This window comes from Peribacillus sp. R9-11, from assembly GCF_031345095.1.
GTDB classification, from domain to species: domain Bacteria; phylum Bacillota; class Bacilli; order Bacillales; family DSM-1321; genus Peribacillus; species Peribacillus butanolivorans.
The window spans coordinates 1,266,996-1,282,944 of record NZ_CP133763.1; the positions used below are offsets into that span (position 1 = coordinate 1,266,996).

The following is a 15,949-nucleotide window of genomic DNA, read 5'->3' on the forward strand; positions in this document are numbered from 1 at the left end:
GACTAAATTAGATAAGCACATTGATGTGATAATCGTATATTTTCATACATCCGCCTGCCTTGAAACTTTGTCTTTATAGACAAAGGGTCGAACGTGCTCATTAATTATTTTTAAGCGCAGGTTGTGGAAGTTTCGCGGCCTGCGCCTTTTATATGTGTTTCTTACGCATCTAAAAAAGCTTCCGCTTAATTAACGGGGGCTTTTTGTTATTTAGGGAATCCGATGCAATAGCATCCTTTCAATATAAAAGATAGGAGGAATTATTAATGAGACAAATAACAATGGTGGTTCTACTCCAACCAGGAGATCCAGAAAGCGGCTAGTAAATTAATGGTGAGAACATAAGGGAGGGGAATTCATGTTTGCGATATTTAAAAAGCTGTCCTGGTACTTTAAAGAGCAATGGCAGCGTTATACCTGGGCCATTTTATTTTTATGCCTAGTGAATATTATGGAGGTTATTCCACCAAAGCTTGTCGGGAATGCCATTGATGACATGAACAACGGCAACATGACGCAAGAAGGAATCATGAAATACGTTATCTATTTGCTCATTGTCCTGTGTGTCAGCTATCTATTTGGGTACTTATGGAGTTATCTTTTATTCGGCGGCGGAAACTTGGTCGAACGAAAACTTAGATCCGGGTTTATGGGGCACTTGTTGAAAATGACGCCGGCTTTTTATGAAAAAAACCGGACAGGAGATTTAATGGCAAGGGCCACCAATGATTTAAAGGCAATCTCGCTCACTGCTGGGTTTGGGATATTAACGCTCGTTGACTCAGTTCTATTTACTATCACGGTTGTGATTATGATGGGTGCAACTATCAGCTGGCAATTGACGATTGCGGCGGTGTTGCCACTTCCAATCATGGCCCTAATGATGCAAATTTACGTGAAAAAAATTTATAAACGTTTTACGGATGCACAGGCAGCCTTTGGTAACTTAAATGACAAAGTGCTGGAATCCATTTCTGGTGTACGGGTCATCCGGGCCTATGTTCAGGAACGGGAGGATGAAAAGCGATTTGATGAAATGACTGAGGATGTATATCGTAAAAACCTCGAGGTAGCGAAAATTGATGCACTCTTTGACCCGACGATTAGCATTATCATCGGTATCAGTTATTTAATCAGTTTGGGTTACGGTGCCTATCTTGTTTTTCAACAAACCATTACACTTGGAGGTCTTGTTTCATTCAATGTGTATCTTGGAATGTTAATCTGGCCGATGATTGCGGTTGGTGAACTAATTAACGTCATGCAAAGGGGAAATGCTTCGCTTGACCGTGTTCAAGATACTCTTTCTTATGAAGCGGATGTGAAAAATTCATTGAAGCCGGAGAGGATTTCTAATCCGGAAGATATTAAGTTTGATCAAGTTTCTTTTACGTATCCATCTTCAACAGTTGTTAATCTCTCCAATATTTCCGTTCAACTTGAGCGTGGGCAGACCCTGGGAATCGTAGGAAAAACAGGAAGTGGAAAAACGACATTCGTGAAGCAGTTACTACGGGAATATCCATTAGGAAACGGGGAGATTGCTTTTTCAGATATGCCGTTAGAGAGACTGGAGCTTGAAGATATTCGTAAATGGATCGGGTACGTTCCGCAGGATCATTTTTTATTCTCAAAGTCTGTGAGAGACAATATCTTATTCGGTAAATTGGATGCAACGGAAGATGAACTGGCTGAAGCTATCCGGCTTGCGGATTTTGAGAAGGATTTAACGATGCTGCCTAAGCGTCTTGAGACACTTGTCGGTGAAAAGGGGGTCGCTCTTTCAGGTGGGCAGAAGCAACGGATTTCGATTGCAAGGGCCCTGATTAAAAATCCGGAAATCCTTATATTGGATGATTCCTTATCAGCCGTCGATGCAAAGACAGAAACGACAATCATTGAAAATATCCAAAATGAACGGTCGGGGAAAACGACCATCATCACAACACATCGCTTATCAGCCGTTCAGCATGCCGATCGAATTATCGTGTTGGACAGCGGAGAGATTATCCAAGAAGGAACTCACGAAGATTTACTGAAGCAAAATGGCTGGTATAGGGAGCAATATGAGCGACAACAAGTTGACGCAGAAACGGAGGTGAGAGCATGAAGGTCGTAAAGAAACTCTATCAATACGCTGCTCTTTATAAAAAATTGATTATTGGTGCCCTAATCATGCTAGCGCTTTCCGTTGCCGCTGACTTAACGGGTCCATTCATCGCTAAAAAAATCATTGATTCTCACATACTTGGTATCGAATCTTCTTGGTATGAAACGGAAAAAGGGAAAGATGCTGTCGAGTACGGTGATAATTGGTATAAACGGGCAGACTATTTTACTGAAGATGAGAAGAAAGGAAAAGAAGTCCATGTATTGCAGGTTAACAATCAATTCGTCTTCGTCAATAAAGCTGTTGCCATCGATGGCGATAGAACCTTAGAAAACCAAACATTAATAATTGAGAAAAACGGAAAAGAGCAAATAGTATCAGTAGAGAAATTAACAAGTCAGGAATTAATGGAGTTTTACCAACCAGAAATTCCGCGAATTATAAAGCTTGTAGCTTTTTACTTTGGTCTTGTTATCATTTCTTCTGTTTTTCAATATGGGCAGAGTTTTTATTTACAGAAAGCTGCGAATCGAATTATTCAGAAGATGAGAAATGATATTTTTACTCATATTTCCCGATTGCCCATTCGTTATTTCGATAATATGCCCGCTGGGAAAGTTGTTGCTAGGGTTACTAATGACACTGAGGCGATTCGAGAGTTATATGTGACGGTGCTCGCCAACTTCTTTTCAAGCACGATTAATATTATCGGCGTTCTCATTGCTTTGTATATTTTGGATGCGCGTGCAGGGCTCATGGGCCTTTTACTTATTCCCATTATCGTTATCTGGACGAAGGTATATCGCAAATTCGCCTCGAAATATAATCACATTATTCGGGAACGAGTCAGTGATATTAACGGGATGATCAATGAATCCATTCAAGGAATGAACATCATTCAGGCATTCGGACGTGAAAAGGAGACAAAACATTCTTTCGAAAAATTGAACCGGGAGCATTACTCGTATCAAAATAAAATGCTCAATTTAAATTCATTAACGGGAGGAAACTTGATTGGTGTCATTAAGGTTATGGCGCTAATAGCATTTGTCTGGTATTTCGGCGGGATGTCGCTTACAGCAAGTTCAGCTATTTCTTTAGGGTTAATGTATGCAATTGTTGATTTGATCAGTCGTCTGCTTCATCCGCTTCACGGGATTGTCAATCAGTTTGCTAACCTAGAACAAGCTCTTGTTGCAGGGGAGAGGGCATTCAGTTTATTGGATGAGCAGGGATTAGAAGTCAGTGATGAAAACATTTCCCGATATAAAGGAAACGTGCAATTCGAAAATGTCTCATTCGGCTATAAAGAAAATGAATATGTGTTAAAAAACATTTCATTTTCTGCGCAACAAGGTGAGACAGTAGCTTTAGTTGGTCATACTGGTTCGGGAAAGAGTTCAATAATGAATTTGTTGTTCCGTTTCTATGATAGTAGTGAAGGACAAATCAAGATTGATGGAAGGGATATTTTAGATATTCCTCATCAAACACTTAGAGAGCATATGGGAATTGTCCTTCAGGATCCATATTTATTTACTGGAACCATAGCTTCCAATATCAGCCTTAATCATAAAGATATCACAAGGGAAATGGTTGAAAAGTCATTAAAAGATGTAGGCGGGGACAAAGTGCTGAAGCATCTGCCTCTAGGGCTAGATGAGCCGGTTATTGAAAAAGGCGGGACATTGTCTTCAGGACAGCGGCAGCTAATCTCTTTTGCACGCGCGCTCGCATTTAATCCGGCGATTTTGATTTTGGATGAAGCCACTGCAAGCATCGATACAGAAACAGAGGCCATTATCCAGGAAGGAATGGAAGTACTAAAGAAAGGAAGAACGACCTTTATCATTGCACATAGGCTTTCCACGATTAAAAATGCCGATCAAATTCTTGTACTGGATAAAGGACAGATTTCTGAGCAGGGGACACATGAAGAATTAATGGAGTTGAAAGGAAAGTACTATCAAATGTATGAACTGCAGGCTGGGTCGCATAAGGGAATGGCTGGATAAAACCTAGTGGAATAATGAAGGGAGAAATTAAGAATAATTTTTCAGAAAATGAGGGATACTTACGAAGAGGTGATAATAATGAAACAAGGAATTCATCCTGATTATCAGCAAGTAGTATTTATGGATACTAACAGTGGTTATAAATTTATTACAGGCTCTACGAAAAAATCTAACGAAACAATTAAGTGGGAAGACGGTCAAACTTATCCTTTATTAAAAATAGAGATTAGTTCAGATACGCATCCTTTTTATACCGGCAAGCAGAAATTTGCTGAAAAAGGCGGACGTGTGGATCGCTTCCTAGAAAAATATAATATGAAGAAATGATGTTAAGGCTATCGAGAAATCGATGGCCTTTATTTTTATTTTGGGAGATGAAAGAACTCGTGGGTAAATTAAGGTTTATAATTTTTTTAGTAATAACGTAGTGAATGCCTCATTTAAAATCCTAATAATAGAAAAAAGGGTTGCTCTAGGCACCCTTTTTTTCTATATATTTTATTTAACTGGAATAGCATGCGCTTTTGCACTTTTTACAAGAGCAGCGTCAAAGTCTTTAATTAAATCATCTGGATTCTCAAGGCCGACAGAGAGGCGAAGCAGGCTGTTGGTGATGCCTCGTTTTTCCCTTTCATCAGCAGGCATGGCAGCATGGGACATTTTTGCCGGGTAGGATAATATCGATTCCACTGCTCCAAGACTAACCGCAAAAACAGGAAGTTCGACAGTATTCACAAATGAGCGGAAAATTCCCTCGCTTTCTAGTTCAAATGATAAAACTGCACCTGCACCAAGGGCCTGTCCTTCCTGGATTGCATGCTGTGGATGATCAGTAAGCCCAGGGTAATACACCTTTTTCACTAATGGCTGCTGTTTTAAGTAGTCTGCAATTTTTTCTGCTCCTTTTTGAGAGTGTTCCATTCGTACAGACAAGGTTTTCAGACCTCTCATAACAAGCCAGGCATCCTGGACACCAAGTACCGCACCAAAGGAGTTTTGAAGGGACCCGAGTCTTTCAGCCAATTCAGGATCTTTTACGACAGCAAGCCCAGCTACGACATCACTGTGTCCGGATAAAAACTTCGTCGCACTATGAAGGACAACATCCGCCCCTAAGTTCAGCGGTTTTTGCAGAGCTGGTGTCAAGAATGTATTGTCGACAAAACTCAATGCCCCGACTTTTTTTGCGATATCACAAACGGCTTTAATATCAGTCACCTTAAGCAATGGATTTGAAGGTGTTTCAATGTATATCGCTCTCGTATTAGGTTGAACGGCCGCTTTAACGCTTTCGAGGTCCGTCATATCAACGAAAGTATGCTCGATGTTGAAGCGGGTCAACACGCTTGTAACCATCCGGAACGTACCGCCATACACATCTTCTGAGATGACGATATGGTCGCCAGCAGAAAGCAGAAGGAATGCTGTTGAAATGGCCGCCATACCTGAAGAAAAGGCAAAGCCGCGAGTACCATCTTCAAGCTCGGCAATGATATCTTCAAGTGCTTCCCGTGTTGGATTTCCGCTCCTGCTGTAATCGTACTTGCCGAATGTATCGATATCAGTTTGATGGAAAGTGGAAGCGTGCTGAATAGGGACGCTCACACCGCCTGTTGTCGGATCGAATTTATGCTGGTTATGAAGTAATTTGGTTTCAAAACTGAAATCATGATTAGTCATCGTAGTGCCTCCCTTTTTACATGTGCAAATGCTTGTTGCAGGTCTTGAATTAAATCGTCGCTGTCCTCGATGCCAACCGAGAAGCGTAGAAGTCGATTACAAACCCCATTAGCAGTTCTAACTTCAAGAGGGATATCGGCATGTGTTTGTGTAGCAGGATAGGTGATGAAGCTTTCAACGCCTCCAAGACTTTCTGCAAATGAAATTAATGAAAGTGATTGTAAAAATGGATTGACCGCTGCTTCGTCAATTATCCGGAAAGAAATCATACCACCTCTGCCGGGATACAGGACGTCCGTTACACATTCATGTTCTGATAAATAATCTACAAGGATTTTGGCGTTCTTTTCATGACGTTCCATCCGCAGTGCCAGGGTTTTCATTCCGCGCATTAACAGCCATGAATCAAATGGACTCAACACCGCTCCTGTTCCATTATGATGGAAGGCAATCGAATCACATAATTCTGCACCTTTAGCCACGATTAGTCCAGCAAGAACATCATTATGACCACCGAGATACTTCGTTGCGCTATGGATTACAATATCGGCTCCAAGCAGGATAGGCTGCTGCAGAAGCGGCGTATAAAAAGTGTTGTCAACAATCAACAGTAAATTAAATTGTTTGGCAAGTGCGGCAACAGCGCTAATATCTGTTTGCTGCATAAGAGGGTTAGTGGGAGTTTCGATAAAGATGGCTTTTGTTTGAGGAGTAATAGCTTTTTCGATATCCTCTAAACAACAAGTGTTTACATAGTCACACTGTAAGCCCCATTTTTTAAAACCTTGTTCTAGCAAACGATATGTACCACCATATAGATCTTCGCTGACTATCCATGCATCACCTGATTTAAATAAGGCTAGTATGGTAGAAATGGCCGCCATTCCTGAACTGCAAGCATATCCTTGGTCACCTCTTTCAAGGTTGGCGATGGATTGTTCCAAAAGTTGACGTGTTGGATTACCTGTCCTTGTGTAATCGAATCCAGTTGATTGGCCAATTCCTTCGTGGCGGAAAGCTGTCGAAAAGTAAACCGGCGGATTGACTGTTCCTGTCGCCGTTTCACTGCGATTACCTAGTTGAGCAAGATATGTTTCTGTTTTATACATAGTTTTCACTGCTCCTTTGTGTTTTATAAAATAAAAAAAAGTCTTCTTTAAGAAGAAGACTTGGTTAAGTATGGACGAGTCATTCTTCTTATCTTCCAAGTTCACAAACTTGTGGAATTAGCACCTTTTCATTGGTTTGAAACAAATGAAGGTTGCTGAGGTGTCATCGGGCCATTCCCTATACCTCTCTCGATAAGAGTTTAGATTATTCAATTTCTTTTGAATTTACTATATATATAAAGTGCTGTCAAGAACATTCTGGGAAAATATTGCTCGATAATTCTTTATTGGTTAATTAGGACTAGCGTTGTCAAAACATGATTGGTCCAATGAAAAACCCCTAAATATTGTGAAAAACGCGATGGTATAAGGTGTTGAGATACTTTAAGAGACTTTGTTTAATTAAATGGATTTTCTGAAATATAGGGAAGGTTTTGTTCTGTTTCTTTGCTTTAAAATAATAAAGTTTGTACAATGTATAGAGAGAAGAATTAATAATATGTCATTATTCATTTCATATACATAAGGTTTTCGGTGGATAGTGCAAACATAGGAGGAGAACACATGGAATACAGAATCGAACGAGATACGATGGGTGAAGTGAAAGTTCCTGCTGATAAGTATTGGGGAGCACAAACCGAGAGAAGCCGTAACAACTTCAAAATTGGTAATGAAAAAATGCCGATTGAATTAGTCCGTGCGTTTGCATATGTAAAGCAAGCGGCAGCTAAAGTGAACTATGACCTTGGTGATCTTTCTGAAGTGAAAAAGAATGCCATCGTTAAAATTTGTGGCGAAATTCTAGAAGGTACACTTGATGAACATTTCCCTCTTGTGGTCTGGCAAACAGGCAGTGGCACGCAAAGTAATATGAATGTGAATGAAGTGGTCGCTAACAAAGGGAATGAATGGTTAAAAGAAAACGGTGAGTCCGAAACCCTTCACCCAAATGATGATGTCAACAAGGCGCAAAGCTCTAATGACACATTCCCAACGGCTATGCATATTGCAGCCTATATGGAAGTTGCTGAAAAATTAGTACCGGCTATTAAAGTACTTCGTGATACTTTTGCAGCAAAAGAAAAAGAATTCTGGGATCTTGTGAAAATTGGACGTACACATCTTCAAGATGCAACACCACTAACTTTAGGCCAAGAAATCTCTGGTTGGAAAGCGATGCTTGATAAAGACTTAGTGATGATTGAAGAAAGCAGTCAAAAACTATTGAATCTAGCACTAGGCGGTACAGCTGTAGGTACTGGGATCAATACGAAAAAAGAGTTTCCAGGACTTTCTGCAAAACAAATAGCGGCGGATACAGGACATTCTTTCGTAACATCGGATAATAAGTTCCATGCATTAACAAGTCATAACGAAATTGTTTACGCTCATGGCGCATTAAAAGCATTAGCAGCGGACTTAATGAAAATTGCGAACGATGTTAGATGGCTGGCAAGCGGCCCAAGAAGCGGAATCGGTGAAATCGCTATTCCTGAAAACGAGCCAGGCAGCTCTATCATGCCAGGTAAAGTAAATCCTACACAAAGTGAAGCGTTGACAATGATTGCGACACAAATTGTTGGTAACGATGCAACAATCGGCTTTGCAGCAAGCCAAGGTAACTTCGAATTGAACGTATTCAAACCAGTTATCATTTATAACTTCCTACAAACTGTTAAATTATTGACAGAAGGCATTCACTCTTTCAACAATAATTGTGCAGTAGGCATCACAGCGAATGAAGATAAAATCAAAGAAAATGTTGACCGTTCTCTTATGCTAGTAACAGCATTGAACCCACATATCGGTTATGAAAAAGCAGCTAAAATTGCCAAAACTGCATTCAAAGACAACTCTACATTAAAAGAAGCAGCGTTGAAATTGGAATTCTTGACTGATGATGAATTTAAAGCATGGGTAGATCCTGCTAACATGGTTAATAAATAATTGCCTATGATCACCCTCCCGCTGTTTTTAGGGAGGGTGTTTTAAGGTGTTAAAATAATAGAATAAACAAATATTGAGTATATAAGTTTCTAGAACAGGAGGGAATACAATGGCTTTATGCCCGCTTTGCAACGGCCTCAGAAAAATTCATGTGAATTGCCCGGAATGTGGCAGTGATCTTGATGATAAAGGGAAATTCATGGATTATGCTGATTCATACAGTGCATACATGGATATAGATACGCTTAAGCAAAACGATGGATACCCGCAATCGCTCCAAAAAGGTCAATGTCCACACATCATGAACTGCTCTAAATGTGGACATGATGAAGTGGTACTTGTGCAGGAATAGATTTTATAGATATAGTAGAGTTCAAGACCTTAGCTGAAATATACGCACAAAGACCCATTCATATGAACGGGTCTTTGTTTTGATATGAAATTTAATTAGAAAGTAACTTCAAGCCATACTCCATTTGTGATTCTCCTTCAGCAAAAATGCGCTGCTCGGACCCTTTATCAAAAAAGTGGGCTTTATTCATGTCGAGAGCAAGTTCAATATTATCGCCTGCTTGGATGATGTTTTTTGCATCGATGCGCGCGACGAAGTCCTGGCCAGCGAATGTCGAGTAGAGCATAATTTCGGCACCCATGAGTTCAGCTACATCGACTTGAGCCGTGAATGTAGTGTTTGGAGACTCCTTGATGTAAGCCCCTTCATTATGGAAATCCTCAGGACGGATGCCAAGGATAATTTCTTTTCCGATATAGCCTTGATCACGCAGCGTATTCATTTTCAATTCGGGTACTTCAAGCGTTTGCTCCCCAATTTTAATGATGCCTTCTTTTAATGTTCCGGTAAAGAAGTTCATAGCTGGTGATCCGATAAAGCCACCCACGAAGACATTCACTGGTTTCTCGTACACGTCTTTTGGTGCGCCGACCTGCTGGATGATACCGTCCTTCATAACAACAAGTCGTGTGGCCATGGTCATTGCTTCTGTTTGATCATGAGTGACATAAATTGTTGTAGTGTCCAGTCGTTTATGTAGTTTTGCGATTTCAGCACGCATTTGAACCCTGAGTTTGGCGTCAAGATTTGATAATGGCTCATCCATTAAAAAAACTTTTGCGTCTCGTACAATTGCACGACCGAGTGCCACACGCTGGCGTTGTCCACCTGAAAGTGCTTTCGGTTTCCTATTTAAAAGGTCTTCTAGACCGAGGATTTTTGCTGCGTCATTGACCCGCTGCTTGATTTCCATTTTTGGCGTTTTACGGAGTTTTAATCCAAATGCCATATTGTCATAGACGGACATATGAGGATATAAGGCGTAGTTCTGGAAAACCATCGCAATATCACGATCTTTCGGTGGGACATCATTGACCCGCTTGCCGTCAATATATAAATCTCCTTGGGAAATGTCTTCAAGTCCCGCAATCATCCGTAAAGTCGTCGATTTTCCGCAACCGGACGGTCCCACGAAAACAATGAATTCTTTATCGGCCACACGAAGGTTAAAATCTTTAACAGCTGTTTCTTTTTTATCATAAACCTTAAATATATGATCTAATACTAACTCTGCCATGAAAATTCCTCCTTTTAAACTCCTAATTACTTGTACCAATAACTATAGTCTAATCTATCAAATTGGAAAAAAGTATAGGCACACTGCACAAAAAAGGATAATAATTCCTTTGTTAACTTTGCAAATAGTAGTTAATCATTCAGCAAAAGAATTAAGTAAGCAGCCAAGGCATGCGGAAAGTTTCTAATATCGAGTCCAGTTTTTTCAGTAAATTTATCTATTCGGTATTGTAGGCTGTTTCGATGTATATAAAGTTGCTTTGCGGCATAGGTTGCATTGGAATTGCACTCAATATACGTTTTTATCGTCTTCATTAGTTCAGTATCATTCATGGTTTTACCGAGTATTTCATTGATATACCAAGTTTTACTCGTTGCAGATTGGTCACTTATCAGTGAGTGAGGAATGATGTCGGCCAAATCAGTCACTTTTAAATCTGGCAAATGCAATTGTGCCAGGTCAAAACACTTATTCTCCTGATTTCTGTGATAAGGGAGTTCTTGGTTTACAGAGTGAAAGCGACCGGTAAACATTCGAGTCTTAACATAAAAATCACTCTCAAGCGTGGTTGAAATAGCAAGCAGTTCATTTTTTGATAACGACTCATCTGTGTCTGTTTCAATTAAAATACCCGCCTTTTCATTTTCCCAGATCAAGACTGAATCAGATGGGACAAATGCGAGGAAGGCATCCTCGAAATGGGAGTGCGAAAAATCAGCATGAGTCAGATTAAAGTGGATAAACCGGACATTCTCCCAGCTTGTTAAAGGCAAGGATGCATTCGGTTCGAATAAAAAAGTATTCCATGGTGTGTGAGGAAACGTGTTAATTTTATTTTGGAAAAATAAAGTAGTAAAGAGTAGTTCCAACAAACGGATTTCCTCGGCCGAAATTTCTGAACGGGGAATACCGATTGTGCTCCCAATAGAGTCTTCAAACCAAATATAAGAAGTAATGTTCTTCGTATCTTGTATATTGGAAAGAGCGTTTGGGAATTTTTGTTTAAGCTTTTCAAGCATCGAGTTCACCTTCTTTCTCACTATCTATCTCATTATAGCGAAAAAGAATAAAGTGGAAAAGAAACAATGGTATTACAAGTTATTAGAAAAACAATAGGACAAGGACATTGATTTTCAAGCTATTTTAATAGTTTTTTTCGAAGTAATGATTCTATACCTAAAATTACACCAATAAACCCAAATGGACGGAGGAAATGGTCGTATTGCTTTTATTATGTAATTTGTGAAAGACACTGTTTTTCAACGTATGATTTTCTTGCAACCTTGCAAACATGATTCCTTATAAATGTCATATTCAAATCAGAAGCGATCAAGTTACCGGCAAAATTACTTTGACCTATGCAGTCAAAGACGAAGGAAGAAGTCGTTCCTTCTTTAATATTATGAGCTATTTTCTCATACCTCTCTGATTTCATAATAAGGATAATTTGATATTTTAATATAATAAATGATTTGCTGGAATTAATGGAATACTCACATGTCTAAGGGATTTAGAACAAAAGTTGGATAGTGTAAGATAAAAACTTATAATATATTCCTGAAAGTTCTAAATATTTAAATATTATCTTGAATCAGTATAACAGAAAGGTTATGATTCGTGATATAAGTGTTATAAAAAAGTGGAGGTGGAAATGTAATTATGAAGACGAAGTGGCTAATATCAGTCATAATCCTATTTGTTTTCATTTTTCCTCAAAATCTAGTTTTTGCTGGGAAGGATAAGAATGAAGGGATCAAAGTAGTACGTGATAATTTTGGAGTACCCCATTTATACGCTAAAAATAAAAAAGATTTATATGAAGCGTATGGATATGTTATGGCAAAGGATCGACTATTTCAGTTGGAAATGTTCCGTCGCGGAAATGAGGGGACCGTTTCAGAAATTTTTGGAGAGGATTATCTTTCAAAAGATGAGCAATCCAGAAGAGATGGATATAGTGATAAAGAAATTAAAAAAATGATTGACGGTCTGGATCGTCAGCCAAAAGAATTAATAGCAAAATTTGCTGAAGGTATTTCACGTTATGTAAATGAAGCTTTAAAAGATCCAGATGATAAACTTTCGAAGGAGTTTCATGAATATCAGTTTTTACCGCAAAAATGGACTTCAACAGATGTTGTCCGTGTTTATATGGTATCCATGACCTATTTTATGGATAATCACCAGGAGTTAAAAAACGCAGAGATACTTGCAAAGCTAGAACATGAGTATGGGACAGAAGTTTCCCGGAAAATGTTTGATGATTTAGTGTGGAAAAATGATCCTAGCGCTCCTACAAGCATTGTAAGCGAGGGGAAACCAAAAAGGGACTCGTCTTCTCAATCCCTTCAAATACTGTCTTCAGCTGTAATCAAAGCTTCTGAAAAAGTCGGAAAGGAAAGGGAGAATTTTGTCCAATCATCTGAAGAACTTGGATTACCGTTGAAGATAGGCAGTAATGCCGCCATAGTCGGTTCCGAGAAATCTGCAACAGGAAATGCTTTATTATTCAGTGGACCACAAGTAGGTTTTGTTGCTCCTGGATTTTTGTACGAGGTAGGTTTGCATGCGCCAGGTTTTGATATGGAAGGTTCAGGATTCATAGGCTATCCTTTCATCATGTTCGGAGCCAACAATCACTTTGCTCTAAGTGCGACAGCTGGGTACGGAAATGTAACCGATATCTTTGAGGAAAAATTGAATGCGAACAACTCTTCCCAGTATTTATACAAAGGGAAGTGGAGAGACATGGAAAAGAGGAAGGAATCTTTCACAGTCAAAAGAGACAATGGAGAAAAGAAAACAGTAGAAAAGATTTATTATCGGACAGTACATGGTCCTGTAATTAGTAGAGATGAAACAAATAAAGTTGCTTACAGTAAGTCGTGGTCTTTCCGTGGAACTGAGGCCCAAAGCATGTCGGCTTACATGAAAGCGAATTGGGCAAAAAACTTAAAAGAATTTGAGAATGCAGCTAGTGAATATACGATGTCTTTGAATTGGTATTATGCGGATAAGAAAGGTGATATAGCGTATTATCATGTAGGAAGATATCCAGTAAGAAACAGCAAAATTGATGAAAGAATCCCTACACCTGGAACAGGAGAATATGAGTGGAAAGGTTTTATTCCTTTTAAAGAGAACCCTCATGTAATCAATCCGAAGAATGGCTATGTAGTTAATTGGAACAATAAGCCTTCTAAAGAGTGGGTAAATGGTGAATATAGTTTTTATTGGGGCGAGGATAATCGAGTCCAACAATATATCAATGGGATGGAAGCGAGAGGGAAAGTTACATTAGAAGATATTAATGAAATTAATTATACGGCAAGCTTTGCACAGCTACGAGCAAACCTCTTTAAACCGTTATTGATTGATGTGTTGGACAAGAATAAATCAACCAACTGGAACTACACCTATTTAATTGAAAAACTGGAGGAATGGAATAATCTAAAAGAAGACGAAAATAAAGATGGATATTATGATGCAGGGATTGCGGCATTCTTTGATGAATGGTGGAATAATCTCCATGATAAACTCTTTAGGGATGAATTGGGAGACTTCTATGGAATAACGAAAGAAATTACCGATCATCGCTATGGGGCTTCATTAGCATATAAAATATTAAGCAAGGAATCTACAAACTATAAATGGGTGAACGTAGATCAGGAAAAAATAATAATGGAAAGCACAAACGAAGTACTTGCTAAATTGCAATCAGAAAAAGGGTTAAAAGCAGAAAAATGGCGTATGCCTATAAAAACGATGACTTTTGGTGAAAAATCATTGATTGGTATTCCCCACGGGTATGGCTCAATGACTCCAATTATTGAAATGAATCGTGGAAGTGAAAATCATTATATTGAAATGACTCCGAAAGGGCCGAGTGGCTTTAACATCACACCGCCTGGTCAAATTGGATTTGTAAAAAAAGATGGAACGATAAGTGACCACTATGATGACCAACTAGTTATGTTCGCCGAATGGAAATTTAAGCCATACTTATTTAACAAGAAAGATATTTATAAATCAGCTAAAAATGTAAGCGCATTAAATATGAGTAAATAGAAAGTAACGATTTGAATATACCCTATCATTCAAGCATAAAGAGCCTATACTATTGATGCTGTGACCTCGATTTTGAATCGGGGTCATTTTTGTAATCCCCACTTGTAATGACAAAGTAGGTTACAAACAAAATGCCGGGGCAAGGGGAAATCTTACTCCGGCAATATATTAAGAATAATGGGAGAATCGATCTATTTGGGGAGATGCTCAATCATGTGCATGATAGATTCAGTAAGGTATTAAGATATTATCAGCAATTATTTTGCCAGCCAGCTGCTCATATATTCTTCATCTTCTATATCGTGTGCGTCCTTTACGATATACAAGGGACGGAATGTATCGACCATGACGGCTAGTTCCTGTGTTTCTTTTTTACCGATACTTGCCTCAATTTTGCCTGGATGCGGCCCATGTGGCAAACCGCTTGGATGAAGGGTAAGTGAGCCTTTTTCAATACCTCGACGGCTCATGAAGTTACCATGAACATAGTATAGAACCTCATCACTGTCCACATTGCTGTGGACATAAGGAGCAGGAATGGCATCTGGATGGTAATCATACATACGCGGCACAAATGAACAGACAACATAATTATGCGCTTCGAACGTCTGATGTACTGGCGGTGGCTGATGAACGCGCCCTGTTATCGGTTCAAAATCATGAATGCTGAACGCATAAGGAAAGAGGTAACCATCCCATCCTACCGCATCAAGCGGATGAAAATCATACGTATAGGATGTAATCATACCCTGTGCTCGCACTCGTATTTCAAATTCTCCTTTTTCATCTTTCGGCTCCAGTTTTTCTGGTGTCCGGAAATCACGCTCGCAATAAGGTGAATGCTCAAGGAGTTGGCCAAATTCATTGCGATAGCGCTTTGGAGGAACAATAGAGGAATTTGATTCAACAATGAAAAATCTAGCTTCCTTTGACTCTAAAACTACACGATATGTTGTGCCTATTGGAATGACAAGATAGTCACCAGGTCCGAAACTTAAATCGCCGAAAATACTTTCAATCTTGCCCGTGCCTTCATGAACAAACAACAATTCATCACCTTCACCGTTCCGATAAAAATAATCCATCTGCTTATTAGGGCGTGCAACGCCGAGAGCTACATCATCGTTAGCCAGGAAAATTTTGCGGGCTTCTAGAAAATCACCGCCTACACTTGTATTCCAAGTCCGGAAATGACGATGTATTAACGCATCTTTTTCTTCAAGTTCATAATGAACATCACGAATTTTTGCTGCTTTCTTAACTTGTGTAGGCTGATTGATATGATAAATGAGTGACTGAATACTAGAGAAACCTTTCGTGCCCATCAATTGCTCATAATATAGGCTTCCATCGTCCTTACGAAACTGAGTATGACGTTTATGTGGAATGCGGCCCATTTTAACATAATGTGTCATTGACTAAACTCCTTTT

12 protein-coding genes and 1 riboswitch are annotated in these 15,949 nt (G+C 39.3%); of the genes, 6 read left to right on the top strand and 6 right to left on the bottom strand.

Going from position 1 to position 15,949, the window contains the following annotated elements; all coding sequences use genetic code 11:
• The first annotated feature begins 358 nt into the window (after positions 1-358).
• From RE409_RS06085 to RE409_RS06095, 3 genes are all read left to right on the top strand, one after another.
• Positions 359-2,110, top strand: a complete 1,752-nt coding sequence (locus tag RE409_RS06085) for an ABC transporter ATP-binding protein (protein ID WP_309558701.1) — start codon at positions 359-361, stop codon at positions 2,108-2,110.
• Positions 2,107-4,125, top strand: a complete 2,019-nt coding sequence (locus RE409_RS06090; RefSeq protein WP_309558702.1) for an ABC transporter ATP-binding protein — start codon at positions 2,107-2,109, stop codon at positions 4,123-4,125. The genes RE409_RS06085 and RE409_RS06090 overlap by 4 nt, the downstream gene beginning before the upstream one ends.
• A gap of 78 nt (positions 4,126-4,203) precedes the next feature.
• The gene (locus tag RE409_RS06095; protein ID WP_309558703.1) at positions 4,204-4,452 is read left to right on the top strand and encodes a type B 50S ribosomal protein L31; all 249 of its coding nucleotides are present in this window, start codon (positions 4,204-4,206) and stop codon (positions 4,450-4,452) included.
• Positions 4,453-4,623: 171 nt separating this feature from the next.
• Here RE409_RS06095 and metC read toward each other — a convergent pair whose 3' ends face one another.
• Positions 4,624-5,805 (bottom strand): cystathionine beta-lyase, encoded by a 1,182-nt coding sequence (metC, locus tag RE409_RS06100; protein ID WP_309558704.1) that lies wholly within the window; start codon positions 5,803-5,805, stop codon positions 4,624-4,626.
• The gene (locus RE409_RS06105; RefSeq protein WP_053344869.1) at positions 5,802-6,914 is read right to left on the bottom strand and encodes a methionine biosynthesis PLP-dependent protein; all 1,113 of its coding nucleotides are present in this window, start codon (positions 6,912-6,914) and stop codon (positions 5,802-5,804) included. The genes metC and RE409_RS06105 overlap by 4 nt, the downstream gene beginning before the upstream one ends.
• Before the next feature lie 85 nt (positions 6,915-6,999).
• A riboswitch (SAM riboswitch) is annotated at positions 7,000-7,113 on the bottom strand.
• A gap of 365 nt (positions 7,114-7,478) precedes the next feature.
• On the opposite strand from RE409_RS06105, the gene fumC reads away from it, so the two are divergent.
• Together fumC and RE409_RS06115 are read left to right on the top strand one after the other, a co-directional pair.
• Positions 7,479-8,861, top strand: a complete 1,383-nt coding sequence (fumC, locus tag RE409_RS06110) for a class II fumarate hydratase (RefSeq protein WP_053344870.1) — start codon at positions 7,479-7,481, stop codon at positions 8,859-8,861.
• A 109-nt stretch (positions 8,862-8,970) separates the two neighbouring features.
• Positions 8,971-9,213: a hypothetical protein gene (locus RE409_RS06115; protein WP_053344871.1), complete on the top strand. Its 243-nt coding sequence runs from the start codon at positions 8,971-8,973 to the stop codon at positions 9,211-9,213.
• A gap of 91 nt (positions 9,214-9,304) precedes the next feature.
• Here the strand turns inward: RE409_RS06115 and RE409_RS06120 are convergent, their stop codons facing one another.
• The 3 genes from RE409_RS06120 to RE409_RS06130 all read right to left on the bottom strand — a co-directional run bounded on the left by RE409_RS06120 (position 9,305) and on the right by RE409_RS06130 (position 11,885).
• Positions 9,305-10,450 (bottom strand): ABC transporter ATP-binding protein, encoded by a 1,146-nt coding sequence (locus RE409_RS06120; protein ID WP_053344872.1) that lies wholly within the window; start codon positions 10,448-10,450, stop codon positions 9,305-9,307.
• 131 nt (positions 10,451-10,581) lie between these two features.
• The gene (locus RE409_RS06125; RefSeq protein ID WP_309558705.1) at positions 10,582-11,469 is read right to left on the bottom strand and encodes a PucR family transcriptional regulator; all 888 of its coding nucleotides are present in this window, start codon (positions 11,467-11,469) and stop codon (positions 10,582-10,584) included.
• Positions 11,470-11,681: 212 nt separating this feature from the next.
• Positions 11,682-11,885: a hypothetical protein gene (locus RE409_RS06130; RefSeq protein ID WP_309558706.1), complete on the bottom strand. Its 204-nt coding sequence runs from the start codon at positions 11,883-11,885 to the stop codon at positions 11,682-11,684.
• Positions 11,886-12,109: 224 nt separating this feature from the next.
• Between RE409_RS06130 and RE409_RS06135 the strand changes: the two genes are divergently transcribed.
• Positions 12,110-14,518, top strand: a complete 2,409-nt coding sequence (locus RE409_RS06135; protein WP_309558707.1) for a penicillin acylase family protein — start codon at positions 12,110-12,112, stop codon at positions 14,516-14,518.
• 257 nt (positions 14,519-14,775) lie between these two features.
• On the opposite strand, the gene RE409_RS06140 is transcribed toward RE409_RS06135, so the two are convergent.
• Positions 14,776-15,933, bottom strand: a complete 1,158-nt coding sequence (locus tag RE409_RS06140) for a homogentisate 1,2-dioxygenase (RefSeq protein WP_309558708.1) — start codon at positions 15,931-15,933, stop codon at positions 14,776-14,778.
• Positions 15,934-15,949 lie beyond the last annotated feature (16 nt).

Bases quoted from the DNA above. Each gene is read 5' to 3' on its own strand.
- RE409_RS06085 (WP_309558701.1), top strand. From the start codon at position 359: ATGTTTGCGATATTTAAAAAGCTGTCCTGGTACTTTAAAGAGCAATGG.
- RE409_RS06090 (WP_309558702.1), top strand. From the start codon at position 2,107: ATGAAGGTCGTAAAGAAACTCTATCAATACGCTGCTCTTTATAAAAAA.
- RE409_RS06095 (WP_309558703.1), top strand. From the start codon at position 4,204: ATGAAACAAGGAATTCATCCTGATTATCAGCAAGTAGTATTTATGGAT.
- metC (WP_309558704.1), bottom strand. From the start codon at position 5,805: ATGACTAATCATGATTTCAGTTTTGAAACCAAATTACTTCATAACCAG.
- RE409_RS06105 (WP_053344869.1), bottom strand. From the start codon at position 6,914: ATGTATAAAACAGAAACATATCTTGCTCAACTAGGTAATCGCAGTGAA.
- fumC (WP_053344870.1), top strand. From the start codon at position 7,479: ATGGAATACAGAATCGAACGAGATACGATGGGTGAAGTGAAAGTTCCT.
- RE409_RS06115 (WP_053344871.1), top strand. From the start codon at position 8,971: ATGGCTTTATGCCCGCTTTGCAACGGCCTCAGAAAAATTCATGTGAAT.
- RE409_RS06120 (WP_053344872.1), bottom strand. From the start codon at position 10,450: ATGGCAGAGTTAGTATTAGATCATATATTTAAGGTTTATGATAAAAAA.
- RE409_RS06125 (WP_309558705.1), bottom strand. From the start codon at position 11,469: ATGCTTGAAAAGCTTAAACAAAAATTCCCAAACGCTCTTTCCAATATA.
- RE409_RS06130 (WP_309558706.1), bottom strand. From the start codon at position 11,885: ATGAAATCAGAGAGGTATGAGAAAATAGCTCATAATATTAAAGAAGGA.
- RE409_RS06135 (WP_309558707.1), top strand. From the start codon at position 12,110: ATGAAGACGAAGTGGCTAATATCAGTCATAATCCTATTTGTTTTCATT.
- RE409_RS06140 (WP_309558708.1), bottom strand. From the start codon at position 15,933: ATGACACATTATGTTAAAATGGGCCGCATTCCACATAAACGTCATACT.